This window comes from Noviherbaspirillum sp. (assembly GCF_036846085.1).
In the GTDB taxonomy this organism is placed as follows: domain Bacteria; phylum Pseudomonadota; class Gammaproteobacteria; order Burkholderiales; family Burkholderiaceae_D; genus Noviherbaspirillum.
Genome location: NZ_DAIUCO010000080.1, coordinates 1 through 19294, shown reverse-complemented (window position 1 = coordinate 19294; position 19294 = coordinate 1). Strand labels below are relative to the sequence as shown.

The following is a 19294-nucleotide window of genomic DNA, read 5'->3' as shown; positions in this document are numbered from 1 at the left end:
GCCGAAGGTGATGCTTGACAGCGGCGAAGTCGTCGGCATGGAAGCACTGGTGCGCTGGGCGCATCCCGACAAGGGACTGGTATTCCCCGACAGTTTCATCCCGTTCGCAGAAAAATCCGGCTTCATTCGCATCCTGACGCAATGGATGCTGGAACAATCCGCGGCACTTTGCAGCGAGCTGGAGAAGCGCGGCTTCCCGTTGCGCATATCGGTGAACATCTCGACGCGCGACCTGCTCGACCAAGACTTGCCGGCAAAGTTTGGCAGCATACTCGAGCGTCATGCAGTCCCCTCCTCCCGGTTTTGCCTCGAGATCACCGAGAGCTCCATCATGGATGATCCGGTTCGCGCCCTGCAGACCCTGGAAAAGTTGCATGCGATGGGCGTTGACTTGTCGATCGATGATTTCGGCACAGGCTATTCGTCGCTGGCTTACCTGAAGCGATTGCCGGTCGATGAACTGAAGATCGATAAGTCGTTCGTGATGAAAATGGAACAGGATGCGGACGACACGAAAATTGTCCGCTCGACGATCGACTTGGGCCACAATATGGGCTTGAAAGTCGTCGCTGAAGGCCTGGAAAACGAGGCAGTTTGGGAGCTGCTTGCACGCCTGGGTTGCGACATCGGGCAGGGTTATTTCATCAGCAGGCCGATGCCGGCGGATCAATTGCCCGCATGGCTTGCGAACTGGACGCCGCCCGCATTCCTGACCCGCCAACCGATGCTGGCCTCACATTGACATCGATAAGAAAGACAAGAGCATGATGCTTGCAGAATGGCTTCCGATTGTGATGCAGGGTTCGTTCAGCGAAATCTACGTCATCGATTGCGCGACCCTGCGCTTTATCCAGGTCAATCACGCGGCGCGGAAGAACCTGCAATATTCAGTGGCCGAGCTGGCACGAATGACACCACTGGATATTGCACCAGGCCTGTCGCCGGAGACACTGGAGGAAACACTCCGTGCGCTGAAGACCGGTGATGCAAGTCGCGCAACCCTCGAAACCAGGCATACGCGCAAGGACGGCACCGAGTATCCGGTCGAATTCCGCTTGTTCCATTGCGCGACCGGCCGGTCGCCGGCGTTCATCGCGATCGGCAACGATATCAGCGCGCGGCATGAATCAGCCAAGGCGCTCGGCGTGAGCGAAGCGCGATTCCGCGCTATCGTGTCCAATACGCCCGGACTGGTGTACCAGTTCCTGCTTCGACCTGACGGGAGCGTGTCGTTTCCTTACTTGAGCGACGGATGCCATGCGCTGCTGGGCATTACCGCCGAACGCCTCCGTGCCGACTCATCGCTTTTTCTTGATCTTATCCTGCCTGAAGACCGCGCTTCCTATCTCCAGACGATGACGTCGTCCGCGGCGACGATGAAGGGATGGAACTGGGAAGGCCGGCTTTGGATCGAGAAATGGAAAGACATCAAGTGGATCAATCTGCGCAGCACGCCGCGCGCCCTGCCCGGCCAAGGCGTGCAATGGGAAGGCATCATGACCAATATTACGCAGAGCAAGCTGGAGCAGGCGGAGATCGAGCGATCGCGCGCGCAGCTCGCAGAGCTGTCGGCGCATGTGGAAACGGTAAAGGAGAACGAGCGGACGCGGATCGCACGGGAAATCCATGACGATCTCGGCGGCAACCTGACTGCCATCAAGATGGCATTGTCGCTGATGGTGCGCAGGCTTCCGAAGGATGAGCCGGCGCTGCTGGAGAAGGCGGTCTATGTCGATTCGCTGGTGGACCGAACAATCGAGGCCGTGCATCGTATTGCCGTCGACCTGAGGCCGAGCATCCTCGACATCGGTATCGTCGCGGCGATCGAATGGCAAGCAGCGGAGTTTGAAAAGCAGTTTGGCATTTCCTGCGAATTTACGTCGAACAAGAAGGACATCGATCTGCATTCCGACCAGGCGACGGCGCTGTTCCGGATTTTCCAGGAAGCGCTTACCAATATCGGCAAGCATGCGAATGCCGACCACGTCACCGTCAAGCTGGTCCGCACCAACCGCAATGTCCGGCTGGAGATCATGGACAATGGCCGCGGAATTGGCGCCACCGACAGGTTGAAACCCAAGTCCTTCGGCATCCGGGGCATGATCGAGAGGGCAAGCGCACTGGGTGGTAACCTTACCGTCGGCAATGCACCGTCGGGCGGCAGCGTCGTAGCGCTGCGCATCCCATTGACAGTTTCAGAAGAGCTTCTAATGAAGGCCGCATCATGACAGCACAAGGAACCATCAAGATCCTGATCGCCGATGACCATGCGATCGTCCGGGAGGGATTGAAACAGATTCTTGCGGATACCCGCGATATCGTCGTTACCGGGCACGCCGAGAACGGTGCGGAAGCGGTGAAGCTTGCCCGCAAAGGGGCCGACGTACTTCTGCTGGATATATCGATGCCGGACCGAAGCGGCATCGAAGTACTCAAGCAGGTCAAGAAAGAAACGCCGAAACTGGCCGTTCTCATGCTGTCGATGCACCGCGAGGACCAGTACGCGATCCGGGCGCTGAAAGCGGGCGCCTCAGGTTACCTGAACAAGCAGAGCGCGCCGGATCAGCTGGTGGATGCCATCCGGCAGGTGGCCGCCGGGCGCAAGTACATCAGTGCCGCACTCGCACAGGAACTCGCCAACCAGATCGGCGAGGACCGCGAGGTACCCGCGCATGAAACCTTGTCGGACCGCGAATACCAAACTCTTGTGATGATCGCTTCCGGGAAGGCGGTGAGCGACATTGCCGAAGAGCTTTCGCTGTCCGTCAAGACCATCAGCATGTATCGTTCACGCCTGTTGCAAAAAATGAAATTGCGGCATAACGCCGAGCTGACCCACTACGCGATCAAGAATCACCTGGTTGAGTAAAGACACTTAAAGCTTCGAATTACATCGGCTTTTTGCCGCTGATCCGCAATTGGGGGGCGGCTTCGCTGGTGTAGCATGGCATCAAATTGGGAAATACCTTCCGCGATTGCAGTGACGCCATGCAAGAAAAAGAAAAGCCTGCCGGACAAACCCCTGCCGATATTGCCCGCGAAGCATTTCGCCGGCTCGGCGCGCGGCGTATCGCCCCTACTCCGGACGCCTACCGGCAAGTATATGAAGAAATCGCAGGCCAGGTGTCGCAGCCTGGCGCGGAGCAGATGCTGGCCGCGGTCGCATCCAGTTTGTCGGACATCTCGGCATCCTCCGATGAACTGGTTCGGCGATTCACGCGCGCGATCGAAGGCCGCAACTGGGCGGATACCAATCGGGAACTGAATCTCCTCGTTGCCGAGTACCTGAAAAAAAGTGCACAGACCAATGAGGTGCAAGCGCAGGCGCCTGCACCGGTGCCCGGTACGTCATTGGTGCCTGCCGCCGAAGCACCGGTGCCAGCCGCGCGCCGGCCCGGCCTGTCCTTTTCCGACGACAATCAAACTCGCATGCTGCGCGACTTGCTGATCCGGACCTTGACGCTGGCGGTCAGCTCGCTGCTGCAGGGGGCGCCGGAACTCGCCCGGGAATCGGAAGCCTTGGCGGAGTCGATCAAGATTGCCCGCTCCGAACAGGAATTGCATGAAGCAGGCGGACGGCTGAAACAGCTCTGCTTCAAGATCGAACTGAAAAGCGGCGACATGGCAGAGGAACACGAGCTGCTCCTGCGCCTGTTCAATCTGCTGCTGGAAAATGTCAGCGAATTGCTGGAGGACGACTCCTGGCTGAGCGGCCAGATCGCCACTGTGAAAGACATACTTGCCGGTCCGATCAGCCACGCAGCACTGATGGATGCGACACGCAGCCTGAAGGAAGTCATTTATAAGCAAGGGCTGTTGAAGCATAGCCTTGCTGAAGCGAAAGTCACCGTCAAGACCATGATGCTGACCTTTATCGATCAGCTTGGATTGATTGCCGCGAGCACTGGTGACTATCACAAGAAGATCGACGTGTATTCGCAGAAGATCGGCAAAGCGACAGACATCACCGAGCTGAACAAGATACTCGACGATGTCATGCGTGACACCCGTACCGCCCAGACCGAAGCGCTGCGCTCGCGCGATGAAATGATCACAGTACGCAAGGAAGTGCAGGAAGCCGAGGCACGCATCAATGATCTGGAAACCAAGCTCGAGCAGATGAGCGAACTCGTGCGGGAGGACCAGCTGACCGGCAGCCTCAACCGGCGTGGCCTCGACGATGTCTTCAGCAGGGAACTGGCGCGCGCGGACAGGCGCAAGTCGCCCCTGTGCATCGGCCTGCTCGACCTCGACGACTTCAAGCGCCTCAACGACACCCATGGCCATTCCGCGGGCGACCAGGCACTGGTCCACCTGGTGCGGGTCATCAAGGACACGTTGCGGACGATGGACGTGATCGCCCGTTTCGGCGGCGAGGAATTCCTGATCGTTCTGCCGGACACCCACCTTGACGATGCCATGCAGACCGTCACCCGGTTGCAGCGCGAACTGACGAAACGCATTTTCCTGTACAACAACGAGCGCCTGCTGATCACCTTTAGCGCCGGCGTCGCCATATATATACCCGGCGAAGACCAGGCCTCCCTGATCCAGCGCGCCGATACGGCGCTCTATCAAGCGAAGAACGCCGGCAAGAACCGCGTCATCGCCGCAAACTGATTCTCCCTCGCCTTTTGCACCGGCTTCCTGCCGCCTCCTTTTAAGCTGTTCCGGCATATTGATGCCAAACCGACAATCTTGCGCCGGGAACCGGTTGAAAAAGCGCTAAAGATTTTTCCAATTGATCCGAAGAAGCAAGTGTCCGGCTTGAGTACGGACGGCACTGAAAAAATAATCGCTTTCGAGTCCTAAAGTTTTTCCAGTTCCGTTCGTTACAACTTACAACAGCGGTTTGCAAGCCTCGAGAAACAGGGAGGCGGACCAAAGTGGATAACGCTCAAGGCGGAACCTTCGCACCCAACTAGGAGAATCAACATGGCTTCATTCATCAATACCAACATCGCATCGTTGAATGCACAGCGCAATCTCAGCACGTCTTCCGCCGGCCTCGAAACCGCCCTGCAGCGTCTGTCTTCCGGCTTGCGCATCAACAGCGCCAAGGACGACGCCGCCGGCCTGGCAATTTCCAGCCGTTTCACATCGCAGATCAAGGGCCTGAACCAGGCAGCACGTAACGCCAACGACGGTATCTCGCTGGCGCAGACAGCTGAAGGCGCACTCGGCGAAATCGGCAACAACCTGCAGCGCATCCGCGAACTGGCTGTTCAGTCCGCCAACGCTACCAACAGCGCTTCCGACCGTAACGCGCTGAATGCGGAAGCATCGCAGCTGGTCGCAGAAATCACCCGTGTGGCCGGACAGACTGCCTTCAACGGCGTGAACCTGCTGGACGGCAGCTTTGCAAACCAGGATTTCCAGGTTGGCGCGAATGCGAACCAGACAATCCGCGTGGGTTCCATCGGCGATGCACGTGCAACTGCACTCGGCTCGAACACCATGACGCTGAATGGCACACGTACTGGCGACACAACGGCAGCTGCTGCTACGAATGCTCTCGGTAACGGCATTCTTGTTGAGGCTGATTTAACAATTAGCACTGCTAATGGCGGCACTACTGCTGCAATTTCTTATGCAGCCGGAGCAGACGCGAAGACGATTGCTGCAGCAATCAATACTGCTGCTTCAGGTGTTGGTGTCACTGCGACTGCGGAGAATAGCGCAACTCTGAGCGGCCTCAGTGCCGGCGGTGCGATTTCCTTTACTTTGGGAAGCACGGCAATCTCTGCAACGGTCGCCGATCCAACCGACTTGACTGAATTGCAAGCAGCCATCAACGGCGCCAGCAGCAGCACAGGTATTACAGCGAACTTCTCGAGCACTTCTTCGAAAGCGTCGCTGACACTCACAACCACTGACGGTCGTGATATCGCCATCGAGAACTTCCTTGGCGCAAACGCAAACTTCTCCGGAACAACGCTCACCACTGGCGGCAACGATTCGTCCATCAAAACAGGCACAGTGACACTGTCCAGCAGCAAGGGCCGCATCGACACGGCAAACGCCAACGCCGATGTGTTCGCACTCGCCGGCACCAACACCAGCTCGTTCCAGTCGCTGGCCGGCATGACGCTGAGCACCGCTGCAGGAGCACAAAGTGCATTGAGCGTAATCGACTCTGCCCTTGCATCGGTCAACGGCAGCCGCGCTGATCTCGGCGCGATCCAGAACCGTTTCAGCTCGGTGATCTCGAACCTCCAGACAACATCGGAGAACTTGTCCGCATCGCGCAGCCGGATCCAGGATACCGACTTCGCTTCGGAAACCGCAACACTGACCCGCGGCCAGATCCTGCAACAAGCTGGTACCGCAATGCTGGCACAGGCGAACTCGCTGCCGAATGGCGTGCTCTCCCTGCTCAGAGGCTAATCGGGAAACCGACAAGTCGCCTTATAACCCGGTCGGTTTTCACCGACCGGGTTTTTTCCCATTAGGGAGTTTGTCATGGATGTTCGTACACTCGTAACCCAAGGCCCATCGCAGGTGGAACGCAGCCCCGTATCCGCCGCATCCGGCACGCCGGCAACAACCAGATCGACCGCAACTTTGGTCGAAACCGCGTCGGCCGTTGCCGAAACGGCAACGGTACCAAGCCAGGAACAATTGAAGTCGGCAATCCAGAATCTCAACAGTACGATGAAGGCGATGTCCCAGACTCTGGAATTTTCGGTCGATGAAGAAAGCAACCGGACGATTGTTAAGGTCGTGGATCAGGAGACGAATGAGGTGATTCGCCAGATGCCCTCGAAAGAGGCGCTTGAAATCGCTAAAGCACTGGATCGCATGCAAGGTGTGCTGATCAAGCAACAGGCTTAACCCGTACCGCGTAGCGCTGCTCTTCCGCATTTGCTTGTCGAACAGGCAAGGCATTCTGCCGCCGCAATATTCCGCCTGCATGTTCCCACCATGCCCTTCCGTGTTGCCGCCGAGCGGTTTGCTCCTTTGGAAACAGGCGGGTAATTCCTCCTCTAAAGTCCGGATTGGCCCTGCCGATAACAGGATATAGTCAGATCACATTTTCGCAGGAGTCCGCGGTGGCGCTTTCTTCCCCAGGCATCGGTTCCAATCTGGATGTCAACAGCATCATCAAGCAGCTGATGGCGGTGGAGTCGCAGCCGCTGACGGCGCTGGCCAAGAAGGAAGCCAATTTCCAGGCCAAGCTTGCCGCCTATGGGAATGTCAGCGGCGCGCTCGGCGCTTTCCAGGGTGCTCTTTCCGGATTGACCACGACAGCCAAATTCCAGGCGCTGACCGCGACTGCCGGTGATTCCACGATTGTGTCCGCATCGGCAGGCGGCAAGGCGGTACCCGGCAGCTATAACCTGAACATTACCTCACTCGCGCAGGCGCAAACCATCAAGACGGCGGCCCAATCCACCACGTCGGCCACCATCGGTAGCGGCACGGCGACCACCCTCACCTTTCAGTTCGGTACGATCGGCGGCGGCACGACGCCAACCGGCGGCGTTTATCCTGTGGGCACGACATTCACCCAGGATGCGACACGCGGGACGGGCACCGTCACCATCGACAGCAGTAACAATACGCTGCAGGGGATACGCGATGCAGTCAACAAGGCCAATATCGGCGTGACAGCAACGATCGTGTCGGACGGCAGCGCTACGCCGAACTATCTTGTTTTCACGTCGAGCAAAACCGGCCAGACGTCGAGCATGAAGATATCGGTGTCCGGAGACGCTACGTTGCAGAACCTGCTCGCCTATGATCCGGCCAACGCGGGCGGTCAGAAGATGACCGAGAGCAGCGTCGCCCAGAATACCGTGATGACCGTCAACGGCATCACCATCAACAGCGCAAGCAAAACCGTTGATGAAGCGATCCAGGGCGTCAGCCTCAATATCTCCAAGACCGGAAGCACCACGCTGTCGGTGAACCGCGACACCGCCGCCGTCACATCCGCGGTGAACGGATTTGTGAAGTCGTTCAATGACATCAACACGACGCTGAAAAAACTGACTTCCTACGATGCCAATACCAAGGTCGCGGGGCTGCTGCTGGGAGATCCAACCGTACGGACGGTCCAGAACGGACTCCGTCAGATGCTGTCGACCGCCATCACCGATGGCAGCGGCGCATACAGGACGCTCTCCGATATCGGCGTCAGTTTCCAGAAAGATGGTTCCCTCGCGGTAGACTCCGCCAAGCTGCAAGCCGCCGTCAACGCCAATGTCGCCGATGTGGGCAAATTGTTTGCCGCGGTCGGCTCCAGCACCGACAGCCTGACTTCGGTGGTCGGCTCCAGCGCCGCCACGAAACCGGGCCAGTATGCAGTCAGCGTAAGCGCGCTTGCGACGCAAGGCGCATTGACAGGAAACAAGGATCTCAACGCCGCGTCGACAGTTATCGATCCCGGCACATCGCTCAACGTCACGCTGAACGGCACGACTGCCAGCGTCGCGCTGACCGCCGGCTCCTACAATGCATCCCAGCTTGCCGCACTGCTGCAGTCGGCCATCAACGGCACCTCGGCATTCAGTTCGGCAGGTTTCTCGACGACCGCCACCGTCGATGGCAATGGTTTTCTGAAGCTCACTTCCTCGCGCTACGGCTCGACCTCGAGTGTCAGCATCGCCAGCGGAACCGGCACTGCGTCGTCGGCACTCTTCGGCGCCGGACCTACAGCTGCGGTGGGCACCGATATCGCGGGAATGATTGACGGTGCAGCGGGGACGGGATCAGGCCAGACACTGACGGCGGCCGGCGGCGTGGCATCGGAGGGCCTGAAACTCGAGATTACTGGCGGCGCCCCCGGCAATCGCGGCCTGGTTACGTTTTCGCGTGGTTTCGCCGACCAGCTCAGCAAGCTGGTCGACAGCTATCTGGGGTCGTCCGGCCTGATCTCCGGCAGGACCAAGGGCATCGACAACAGTATCAAGGATCTTGACCGCAGCCGCGAAGCGATCAACAACCGCCTCGCGGAAACGGAACGACGCTATCGGGCGCAGTTCCTCGCGCTTGACACCGCGATCAGCAGCATGAGCAGCACCAGCAATTTTTTGCAGCAACAATTGGCCAACTTGCCGAAAGTAGAATAAAGGGGATACACGATGTTTGGATCAACGAATAGCGGCGCGAACGCCTATGCCCGGGTCGGTGTCGAAACCGGTGTCGCGGCGGCCAGTCCGCACAAGCTGATCGTGATGTTGTTCGAAGGCGCCATGGTCGCCATCAGTGCCGCCATTCAGCAGATGCAGGCCGGCGACGTCCAGGCCAAGGGCAAGTCGATCTCCAAGGCGATCACCATCATCGATGAAGGCCTGCGGGCCAGCCTCGACAAAAAGGTGGGCGGCGAGATCGCGCTCAACCTCGATTCGCTGTATGAATACATGAGCAACCGGCTGGTGATCGCCAACCTGAAAAACCAGCCTGCGATCCTGGATGAAGTCTATCAATTGCTGAGAGGCCTGAAGGACGCCTGGGAGTCCATTGCGCCGACCCAATCGACCGCATCAGCCCAGCCGCCGGTCCAGCCCGCCGTGCAGAGCGCACCGAAAGCGTCCGCCTACGATACCCTCGCCCCGATGCAATCCCGTTTGGTAAAGGCTTGAGATTCGATGACTAGTCAGGAAATCATTTCGCTTTACGAGAATGTCGCCGTCATTACCGACCAGATGCTGGCCGCCGCGCGCGAGAGCGATTGGGAACGGCTGGCCGCGCTCGAATCACGCTGTTCCAGTCAGGTCGACATCATCCGCAATGCAGAGCCGCGGGAGCCGATGACCGGATCGGCACGCGAACAGAAGGCGCGCATCATCCGCAAGATCCTGGAGGACGACCGCCAGATCCGCAATCTCACCGAGCCATGGATGGCGCAGCTGTCAGCCATGATCAACAGTACCGGCGCCGAGCGCAAGCTATCCAAGGCCTACGGTTCCGGCCAGTCCGGTTAACAGCATGCTGCCCCGGGCCGACCTCAGGACATCCCGGCCCGTTATTGCGGTCGAAGCGGCGACGCCTGTTCTTGCAAGCGCCGACGCCCGCCAGGATATTTTCCATCGCCTGACGCAGATCGCTCTTGGAAAGGAATTGCTGGCGACCGTGCAGTCGCGGTTCGATGACGGCACGTTCTCGGTCAAGGTCGGCGACACCGCCGCGCGCATGGCTTTGCCGGTCGGCACGCGCGTCGGCGACAACCTGCCAATGGCCCTCGTGTCCAAGGGGCCACGCCCTACCTTCTTGCTGCTCCAGCAGACCATGGTGGACACCGCATCGGTCAGCCCTGCCGGCCGGTTGATCGATCAGATTTTGCAGCTGGCGCGCCAGGACAATACCCAGGCATCCGTGGTGGCGAAGACCCCTTTGGCGACGACGGCATCGGATATCGACCCGCAACACGTCGCCGCGCGACTGCAGAGTGAAGTCGCCGAAAGCGGCGTGTTTTATGAATCCCATTTGCATGAATGGGCCACCGGACGCCGGCCGTTGGCGTCCCTGCTGCAGGAACCGCAGGCGGCGCTGGCCGAACATGGGCACGGCATGGCAGCGAGAGGCACTACCGGTGGTGATGTCGCGGCACCCGATGCGCGACTTTTGTCGGCCTCCCCGTCCACTCCGTCCGGCAACACCGAAACCCGGCACGCGGCCGAAAGTCTGCTACCCGATTTGGCAAACGATGTCGAACTACTGAGCCGGTTGCGCGACATGCAAGGTCTGCCGCAAAACAAGGATCTCGATGCGGACGTGCTGGTGTATAACAAGCCCGCGGCGGATGACTCCGGACAGCACGGGGTTGCACAGAACACATCAGCGCCGGAGACGATCAAGCCGGAGGCGGCACGCATCGTCAATCTGCAACTGCACACTCTGGAGCAGCAACAGGTGCGCTGGCAAGGCGAGCTGTGGCCAGGCGTGCCGATGCAATGGGAAGTCGGCAGGCAAACGGCGACGCGCGAGAACGCGGTCGGCAAGGATGGCGCCGGCGGGGTGGACTATGACCAGGCGTCCTGGACGAGCGTTGTGCGCTTCGAACTCCCCACGTTGGGACCGGTCGCGGCCAGGATCATCCTCAGCGGCGACCGGGTGCAGGTCCGGGTCAGTGCGGCATCGGAGGACACCGCCGAGGCGCTTCGTGCCCATGGCGCAGCGCTCGCCGACGCGATGCTGACAGCCGGCTCACCGCTGGATCATTTCATGGTAAAGGTCAATGAAACACCCTGACTCTCGGCAAAACGCGGTCGCCCTCGCCTACCAGAGCGGCGATCTCGCGCCGAAGGTGGTGGCGCGCGGCCGCGGCCTGATCGCCGAGCAGATCATCGCCCGCGCGAAGGAACATGGCGTATTCGTGCATGAATCGAGGGAATTGGTCGCCCTGCTGATGCAGGTGGACCTGGACCAACACATACCGCCTGCGCTGTATCGCGCAGTGGCGGAATTGCTGGCATGGCTATACCATATCGAAGCCGCCCGGCAAGACGGGAAACAGGCGAACTGAAAAGCCGTGCGGCAGCCTCACACTTTGTAGATCAGGATAAGCAGATGGCATTAAACAGGAATTTCGGTGTCGAGGATTTGACGCCTTACCAGGTCAATTCGCGTCGTGAAATCGTCACGCTGCTACGCGCCCTGCAGGAACGGAAACAGATTCTCACCATGCATGCGGACGGTGGCGCCGACGCTGTCATTACGACCGTCCTCGAAGTCGAAGATGAAAGCGGCATCGTCGTGATCGACCGCGCACCGAGCAATGCGGTGAATCAGCGGATGCTGGAAAGTGAAAACATCGCCTTCGAAACCGTGCTAGACAATATCCGCATCCTGTTCTTCGCACCCCGGCTTTCCGAGTGCATCTACGGTGACCTGCCCGCCTTGTGCATCGATCTTCCGACCAGCGTGGTCCGGCTGCAGCGACGCGAACATTACCGTGTCCCGACGCCGATCGCCAATCCGCTTCGCTGCACCATCCAGATTCCGCGCGAGGACGGCAATTCGGCGTCGACCGTCGTGGTGCCGCTGCAGAATGTCAGCGGCGGCGGCATAGCGATCGTCGACGAAAAGCGGCTGCTGGACAACACCATCGGCCACATTTACAAGGATTGCCGGATCGACCTGCCCGGCGGCACGCTCGTCGTCGCCACGCTGCAAATCCGCAATTGCTACGACTCGACCCTGCCAAATGGAAAGACCAGCCGACGCATCGGCTGCCTGTTCGTGGACCTGCCCAAGCCGATGCTGGCGGCGGTGCAGCGCTACATCACGAAACTGGAGCGGGAACAAAACGCAAAGGCCACTGGAATGAACTGACGGGCCCGGCACGGCGGTCAGTGTTGCCCCATGTGCCGGACCATCCGGGATTACAACGGTGTTTTCGGAACCTTGTACTCCCACCGCGCGCCTCGGCGCCTGAGCAGGTAATAACCCAGCCCTGCCACCGCCGTCGCAACCGCGACCTTCCGTATCAGTCCATTCCTGTTGTACTTCCACTCGGACTTGATACCCATCTCGGCGAAGATGTTCGGTACATGGCCGTTCATGAGATCTTCGCCGATCCCCTCCACCATGTTCACACGATCGGCCAGTAGCAGCAGCAGCCAATGGCGGATGTCGTTCTCCGTCATCGCATATGCCACGTCGCGGATCTTCCCGCTCAACCCGGACGGCGGGGTGCTCGTGCCGAACACCGGCGTGATGCCCTGCCTTTCCGTGGAGTGATAAACCTTCATCCTGACCGGCTGATCCTCCGGCCGATCCCAATGAACATTTTCCAGCCGCGGCGGCGTGCGCTCCATCGGATACGCCGGCCGGTTGGCATGGTCGAGGTCGGCGGCCCAGCCTTCGATATGCGCATGTTCCTCTTTGCTCTTGAGGCTGGGATTGCGCCGGTTCTGACCGCTGGCGTCACGCTGCGGCTGCGGGCTGGGCACGAGCGCGCCTCCCGGCGCCTTAGCGGACGATTGCGTATCACCGGTCGGCCGCTTGGTGGTTCGTAGGGATTCGTTTCGATCTGCTTCCATGAGATGTTCTCCTTGCGCGCAGGCGGTTAATGTATCAGTCCGGCCTGGGCAGCCCGGGGCGGGATCAGGACGGTCTTGATGCAGTTGTCGAGCTTGCTCGAGAAGATGTGATACGCGTCCGATATCTCTTCGAGCGGCACGCGGTGGGTGATGATCTGTTTCGGATCGATACGTCCGGCCTGGATGTGTTCGATCAGTCTCGGAAGGTGGCGCTTGACGCTGGCCTGATTCATGCGCAGCGTCAGCCCTTTATTGATCGCATTGCCGATGGGAACGGCGTTGAACGTCGGGCCGTACACACCCACGATCGATACGGTGCCGCCCTTGCGCACCGAATTGATTGCCCAGTGCAGCGCGGTGGCCGCTCCCGCCTGCAGCGGAACGAAACGCCCTGTGAGACTCTGGATTGCGTTGCCGGCGGCCTCGCAGCCGACGGCATCGATGCACACATCCGCGCCCAGCCAGTCGGTCATCTTCTTGATGTGCAGCGCCATGTCCCTCACATCCTTGAAGTTGACGATCTCGCATTGGGCGAAATTCTTCACGAACTCGAGCCGGTAGTCGACATGGTCGACCACGATGACGCGACCCGCCCCGAGCAGCCATGCCGACTTGGCGGCGAAAATCCCGACCGGCCCGGCGCCGAAGACAACCACCGTATCGCCCTGTTCGATCCCGCCCATTTCCGCGGCCTGATAACCCGTCGGATAGGCATCGGTCAGCAATACCGCATCGTCGACATCCAGGTCCTTGGGAATGATGGTCGGCCCCACGTCAGCCATCGGCACGCGGACATACTCCGCCTGCCCGCCGTCATAGCCGCCGGCGGTATGCGAATACCCGTAGATGGCGCCGACCGCAGTCGCTTCGGAATTGGTGTTATGGCAGTTGCCGTACAGCTCCTTCTCACAGAAGAAACAGGACCCGCAAAAAATATTGAACGGCACAAGGACATGGTCGCCGACCTTGAGGTTCTGCACCGACGGTCCGACCTCCTCGACAATGCCGGTGAACTCATGACCAAACGTCATGCCCACCCGCGTGTCGGGCACGAGCCCGTGATACAGATGCAGGTCAGAGCCGCAAATGCAGGACCGCGTGACGCGGATGATCGCGTCGTTCGGGTGTTCGATGACCGGATCGGGTTTCTGCTGCGCACGTACCCGAAACGGCCCCCTGTAATTCATTGCCAACATATCGTTCTCCTATCCGTTTGAACATTGATAGCAGTCGCTCGTCGTGCATTCGGGCATGTGTGTTCCCACAGGGTTTGTGATGCCCCAAATTGATTTGCCACTGCGGTTTTCCCAGGTATACAACCGTGTCCCAGCCTAGGAAAAGATAACAATTCAGAAACAATGGAGACGCCGAAGTTCAATTTAATTTTGATAACAAAATAACCCTCAAATTTGTGACGATAATCTTTGACCGAGCAGATCAGGCTCTAGGCCCTTGGAATGCAGACGCATCCCAACAGAATGTCAAAATGATAGTGTTGGCAGGAAAATGCGGATCGTTAATGCTGCAAACACGTCAGGAGTTGTGGGTGCAATGCGATGCGGTCGGCAATGTTGGGCGTACCAACGGGTACATGAACATCTTTCGTCATGCCAGTACACGTGTCTACGAATCGGGCAGGGATGAAACGGGCGGAAACCAGGAGTTGACGAGGTATGCCGCTCCATTCTGAAACTGCAGCGGCAACAGAACGGCAATGCTAGAGGGATAAATTGATACGCCGGGACGTCTTCAGCTTTTCCGGGACGCAATATGCGCATTGACCATGCGTACCAGTCGATCGACTAGCCAAGACAGGCAAACACCCATCACGACCACCGTAAGAAATTCAAGATTAGCCACCAGCATATGATCAGTGGGTTCGTCGACCATACGATAATAAATGTCCTCAACCATCTCCGAGAATGGGATGGCTGTCGAAGCATTCTTCCACCAGTAGATAAATCCGATGGTGCCGACAATCATCCAGAACCGATGTTCGAAGCGTCGCCTACTTTCCATATCGGCGTGAAGATAGCGACTTCCTATCCAATACGAAAGGATGAACCCGACCAAGAGCACGGTCAGAATTTCCAAGTCCGATGCGAGGCCCATATCTTCCTGGTCCAAGAGATGGAAATAGAAAGTCCACAGCGCTTCGGAAAACGCAACGCCGATCAGGAGATTATAGAAAGTCCAAAGTAATGCCGATGTTCCAGCCAGTAGCCACAATACAAACAGAACACTCCGTTTCATCGGACCATCACTCGGGCATATGTTGTGTATCTACTGCCGGGGATCTGTGCAACGCGTGCGGTTTTCAAAAGTGCGCGCAGGTCAGGGAAACGATGCGCCTCTTCGATGACGATGCATCCCTGGCTTTCTCCCGATGGGCCTTTCGGGTGAAGCCGAAAGCTCGTGCGCGCAACTTTATCGCAGAACGTTTCGTCGTCAATCTTGCCGTCGTCGGCCAATAATGAAAACCACTCGCGCCTTCCATTAAACAAATCATAGAGCGGCCCCATGAGCCCTCCGGATTCACGATCAACAACAAAGTAAGCCCCGGGTGGGATCGCGCCAAAGCCGGCGCCACAAGCACTACTTTTTTATTCACAGCGTCGCCTTTGCCGGAAAACGCTGGAAAATACCAAAAGCCGCATTTCAATGCGCTCATCGGTTTGTCATTCAATTCAAATGTGCATTCCAACATCGGTTGCGGCCCTGTCTATGAAATAAATCAAAGAGGGCCGATTCTACCTAAGAAAGATGAAATAAATGCAATATACCTGTCTGAATTAACGGTGGGCGACGTGGCAGTCGATTGCAGAGCGCAACCCGGTAATTCGCGAAAAAGTAAGTGCCTCTAGCAGCATTGGAAATGGAAATGTGGGCCGAATCCAGCTGTTACAGGATGGTTCTTCACCAATGATGGCCGACCGTTGCCGGAGATAGAACAGACTGTTGAAGTGACGATTTCTGAAGTCGATAGAAGTGTTGGCGCCGCGTGAGCGTCGTGGTCACGCGCTTGCGCGTTACACCTGCATATTCATGATGTCCTGATACGCGGACACGAGCTTGTTCCGCACCTGCACCGTCGCCTGGAAGGAGATGCTGGCTTTCTGCATCGAGATCATGACGTCCGACAGGTTCACGCTGTCGTCGCCCATGGCGAATTGCTTGCCGAGGGTTTCCGATTTCTTCTGGGCGCTGTTCACCTGGTCGAGACTGGCTTTCAGCGCGTCGGCGAAATCCGCCTTCGCCACCGGCTCGCCGGTCGCCACACCATCCTGAATGCCATTGATGCCGCCTTGCGGACGCGTTGCGGCGGCTTTCAGCTGCGCCACCATCGCTTCGATGCGTCCGGTATCGATGCCGACTTTCATTATTTCGTCCTCCTTCGCTGAACCGTCCGGCACGCGCCATGACGGCAATTTTTCACACCGCTACCTTACCAGCCCTGCGCGCCTGCCTTCGGACGATAAGCAGCAAAAAGAACGCTCTATTCCGCCGATCAAATATCGCCGGGGAGTTGACAATTCACGCTAAGGCAATCTGGCTAGACAATCATGACCAAAACGATCACTGATAACTTCATCACGGGAGGCGCATCATGGCAGTAGCAGCGGACGGCGCTGTCACTCCCGGACTGGTCGGCTTTGCGCAGACCACCGGTGGACGAAATTTCTTTCTCATGCTCGGCGTGGCGGCTGTCGTCGCTGTCATGGCCGCCGTCTGGATGTGGGGCAAGCAGCCCGAATACCGCGTGTTGTTCGCCAACTTCTCGGACCGCGACGGCGGTGCCATCGTCGCTGCGTTGCAGCAGATGAATGTCCCATACAAATTCGCCGAAGGCGGTGGCGCCATCCTGGTGCCGGCCGAGCAGGTCCATGATGCACGCCTCAAGCTGGCATCGCAGGGCTTGCCCAAGGGCGGCAGCGTCGGTTTCGAGCTGATGGAGAACCAGAAGCTGGGCGTATCCCAGTTCCATGAGCAGGTCAATTTCCAGCGTGCGCTGGAAGGTGAGCTGGCCCGCTCGATCCAATCGGTTGCGGCGGTGCAGGCGGCCCGCGTGCATCTCGCCCTGCCGAAAGCATCGGTCTTCGTGCGCGACCAGCAGAAACCGACCGCGTCGGTATTGCTGAACCTGCATGCAGGCCGGACGATGGACCCGCAACAGGTCAGCGCCATCGTGCACCTGGTGGCCAGCAGCGTGCCGGACCTGCCGATCAAGAACGTCACCGTCGTGGACCAGAACGGCACCCTGTTGTCGGATGCCGGCAGGAACGCCAACGGCAATACGCTCGATCCGAGCCAGCTGAAGTATGTCGACGAACTCCAGCAGAGCATCGTCAAGCGCATCGAATCGATCCTCACCCCGATACTCGGTCCGGACAATGTACGTGCGGAGGCGACTGCCGATATCGATTTTTCGCATAGCGAGCAGGCGGCGGAAATTTACAAGCCGAACCAGACACCGGCCGCGTCGGCAATACGCAGCCAGCAAAGCAGCGAATCGGTCAACGGCAGCGGCGCTACCGCTTCGGGCGTGCCGGGAGCGCTGTCGAACCAGCCACCGGCTCCTTCTACCGCACCGCTGACGGCACCCGCAGCGGGTGCGCCGGCGCCGGTCGCCGGAGCCGCGCCGGCGGCGGTTCAGAAAGACATGACCGTCAATTATGAAGTCGACAAGACTGTGCGCTACGTGCAACAGCCGATGGGCGGCGTCAAGCGGCTGTCGGTGGCGGTAGTGGTCAATTACAAGAAAGAGGTCGACAAGGCCGGCAAGGTGACGATGAAGCCGCTGTCCGAGGCAGAGAAGACCCAGATCACCGACCTGGTCAGGGAGGCAATGGGATTCAACAAGGAACGCGGCGACAGCCTGAACGTGGTGAACAGCCCCTTCGCCCAGCCGGTGAAGGAAGCCATCGTCGAGCCGCCGATCTGGAAGCAGCCCGGCATGCAGGACCTGGCGCTGACCGTCGGCAAATATCTGGTGGCCGGGCTGGTGCTGCTGTACCTGTTCTTCAAGGTATTGAAACCCCTGCTCGCGCGCATTGGTGGCGAACTGATGCCGCCGCCTCCGGCGGCGCTGCCGGAACCGGAGGATGTCGTGGTCCAGCTATCGCACGATACCGAACCGATGGGAACCCGCCCGCGCACCTACCAGGACAACCTGGATGCGGCAAAGACGCTGGCGAGGAATGATCCGAAGATGGTGGCCAATGTTGTGAAGGCGTGGGTGGGAAATGAGTGACGACGGTGTCCTGAAAGGCGCCATCCTCATGCTCGCATTGGGCGAGGAGGAAGCAGCCGAAGTAATGAAATATCTGGGCCCCCGCGAGGTGCAGCGCCTGGGTGCGGCCATGTCCGGCATGAAAGCCGTGCCGAGCGAGCAGCTCGAAGCGGTGCTGGACGACTTCCGTACCGAGACCGAGCAGAACACATCGCTCGGGGTCGATTCCGACGAATACATCCGTACTGTCCTGACCAAGGCGCTCGGCGAGGACAAGGCGGCTTCCCTGCTGAGCCGCATTCTCGGCACGCGCGATGCCAGCGGGATCGAAAGCCTGAAATGGATGGATGCACAATCCGTGGCCGACCTGATCCGGAACGAGCATCCCCAGATCATTGCTACCATCCTGGTCCACCTGGAGCGCTATCACGCCTGCGAAGTGCTCACCTATTTCACGGAACGCCTGCGCAACGATGTGGTGCTGCGCATTGCCACGCTGGACGGCATCCAGCCTACCGCGCTGCGCGAACTGAACGAAGTGCTGACCAAGCTCCTGACCGGCAACGAGAACCTGAAGAAGAAGCCGATCGGTGGCGTGCGTGCCGCCGCCGAGATTCTCAACTTCCTGTCGGGCGAGCTTGAAAGCTCGGTGATGGACAACCTGAAAAACTACGACAACGACATGGCACAAAAGATCATGGACGAGATGTTCGTGTTCGAGAATATCATCGACATCGATGACCGCGGCATCCAGCTGCTGCTGCGCGAAGTGCAGTCCGAGTCGCTGATCGTCGCGCTCAAGGGCGCCGGCCAGGACTTGCGGGAGAAGATCTTCAAGAACATGTCGCAGCGTGCCGCCGAGATGATGCGGGAAGACCTGGAGTCGAAAGGTCCGGTGCGGCTGTCGGAGGTGGAGGCGCAGCAGAAGGAGATTCTGCAGATCGTGCGGCGCCTCGCGGATGAAGGCCAGATCCTGCTGGGATCGAAGGGCGATGATGCGTTTATTTGATCGGCTGTGCACGAATCGCTTTCGCTTCAACAAACATATTGGAAAGGTTCCCTCCCCCTCGCAGGG

Annotated in this window: 19 protein-coding genes; 14 read left to right on the top strand and 5 right to left on the bottom strand. The window is 58.9% G+C overall.

The genetic code is table 11. From position 1 onward, the window contains the following. The 12 genes from V7080_RS11400 to V7080_RS11345 form a co-directional block, all read left to right on the top strand. A partial coding sequence (locus V7080_RS11400; RefSeq protein WP_334188515.1) for a putative bifunctional diguanylate cyclase/phosphodiesterase occupies positions 1–742 on the top strand: 742 nt, incomplete at its 5' end. A gap of 22 nt (positions 743–764) precedes the next feature. Continuing rightward, positions 765–2228 (top strand): PAS domain-containing sensor histidine kinase, encoded by a 1464-nt coding sequence (locus V7080_RS11395; RefSeq protein ID WP_334188514.1) that lies wholly within the window; start codon positions 765–767, stop codon positions 2226–2228. Then, on the top strand, positions 2225–2869 hold the full coding sequence (locus V7080_RS11390; protein ID WP_334188513.1) for a response regulator transcription factor: 645 nt from the start codon (positions 2225–2227) through the stop codon (positions 2867–2869). Before V7080_RS11395 ends, V7080_RS11390 begins: the two co-directional genes overlap by 4 nt. Before the next feature lie 119 nt (positions 2870–2988). Further along, entirely contained in the window at positions 2989–4620 is a 1632-nt protein-coding gene (locus V7080_RS11385) for a GGDEF domain-containing protein (RefSeq protein WP_334188512.1), read from the top strand. Positions 4621–4935: 315 nt separating this feature from the next. Continuing rightward, complete coding sequence (locus tag V7080_RS11380; RefSeq protein WP_334188511.1) at positions 4936–6387, top strand: flagellin N-terminal helical domain-containing protein; 1452 nt, start codon at positions 4936–4938, stop codon at positions 6385–6387. A 75-nt stretch (positions 6388–6462) separates the two neighbouring features. Then, the gene (locus V7080_RS11375; RefSeq protein WP_334188510.1) at positions 6463–6834 is read left to right on the top strand and encodes a flagellar protein FlaG; all 372 of its coding nucleotides are present in this window, start codon (positions 6463–6465) and stop codon (positions 6832–6834) included. Between the two features lie 218 nt (positions 6835–7052). Further along, positions 7053–9074, top strand: a complete 2022-nt coding sequence (fliD, locus tag V7080_RS11370; protein WP_334188509.1) for a flagellar filament capping protein FliD — start codon at positions 7053–7055, stop codon at positions 9072–9074. A gap of 12 nt (positions 9075–9086) precedes the next feature. Continuing rightward, complete coding sequence (gene fliS, locus V7080_RS11365) at positions 9087–9587, top strand: flagellar export chaperone FliS (protein WP_334188508.1); 501 nt, start codon at positions 9087–9089, stop codon at positions 9585–9587. A 6-nt stretch (positions 9588–9593) separates the two neighbouring features. Next, positions 9594–9929, top strand: coding sequence for a flagellar protein FliT (locus tag V7080_RS11360; protein ID WP_334188507.1), 336 nt, complete (start codon positions 9594–9596; stop codon positions 9927–9929). A 4-nt stretch (positions 9930–9933) separates the two neighbouring features. Further along, the gene (gene fliK, locus V7080_RS11355) at positions 9934–11196 is read left to right on the top strand and encodes a flagellar hook-length control protein FliK (protein ID WP_334188506.1); all 1263 of its coding nucleotides are present in this window, start codon (positions 9934–9936) and stop codon (positions 11194–11196) included. Further along, positions 11183–11470, top strand: a complete 288-nt coding sequence (locus V7080_RS11350; protein WP_334188505.1) for an EscU/YscU/HrcU family type III secretion system export apparatus switch protein — start codon at positions 11183–11185, stop codon at positions 11468–11470. Before fliK ends, V7080_RS11350 begins: the two co-directional genes overlap by 14 nt. 44 nt (positions 11471–11514) lie before the next feature. Beyond that, complete coding sequence (locus V7080_RS11345) at positions 11515–12279, top strand: flagellar brake protein (RefSeq protein WP_334188504.1); 765 nt, start codon at positions 11515–11517, stop codon at positions 12277–12279. Between the two features lie 50 nt (positions 12280–12329). Here V7080_RS11345 and V7080_RS11340 read toward each other — a convergent pair whose 3' ends face one another. From V7080_RS11340 to fliE, 5 genes are all read right to left on the bottom strand, one after another. Further along, positions 12330–12989 (bottom strand): hypothetical protein, encoded by a 660-nt coding sequence (locus tag V7080_RS11340; protein WP_334188503.1) that lies wholly within the window; start codon positions 12987–12989, stop codon positions 12330–12332. Between the two features lie 26 nt (positions 12990–13015). Beyond that, positions 13016–14185 carry a zinc-dependent alcohol dehydrogenase gene (locus V7080_RS11335; protein ID WP_334188502.1) on the bottom strand — a complete coding sequence of 390 codons (1170 nt, stop codon included), beginning with the start codon at positions 14183–14185 and terminating at the stop codon, positions 13016–13018. A 553-nt stretch (positions 14186–14738) separates the two neighbouring features. Next, the gene (locus V7080_RS11330; RefSeq protein ID WP_334188501.1) at positions 14739–15242 is read right to left on the bottom strand and encodes a hypothetical protein; all 504 of its coding nucleotides are present in this window, start codon (positions 15240–15242) and stop codon (positions 14739–14741) included. Beyond that, complete coding sequence (locus V7080_RS11325) at positions 15239–15511, bottom strand: tlde1 domain-containing protein (protein WP_442947216.1); 273 nt, start codon at positions 15509–15511, stop codon at positions 15239–15241. Before V7080_RS11325 ends, V7080_RS11330 begins: the two co-directional genes overlap by 4 nt. A gap of 507 nt (positions 15512–16018) precedes the next feature. Beyond that, positions 16019–16369, bottom strand: a complete 351-nt coding sequence (fliE, locus tag V7080_RS11320; protein ID WP_334188500.1) for a flagellar hook-basal body complex protein FliE — start codon at positions 16367–16369, stop codon at positions 16019–16021. A gap of 227 nt (positions 16370–16596) precedes the next feature. Here fliE and fliF point away from each other — a divergent pair, with 227 nt between their 5' ends. Both fliF and fliG read left to right on the top strand, forming a co-directional pair. Then, positions 16597–18240: a flagellar basal-body MS-ring/collar protein FliF gene (gene fliF / locus V7080_RS11315; protein ID WP_334188499.1), complete on the top strand. Its 1644-nt coding sequence runs from the start codon at positions 16597–16599 to the stop codon at positions 18238–18240. Further along, positions 18233–19228 (top strand): flagellar motor switch protein FliG, encoded by a 996-nt coding sequence (gene fliG, locus V7080_RS11310; RefSeq protein ID WP_334188498.1) that lies wholly within the window; start codon positions 18233–18235, stop codon positions 19226–19228. The genes fliF and fliG overlap by 8 nt, the downstream gene beginning before the upstream one ends. Positions 19229–19294 lie beyond the last annotated feature (66 nt).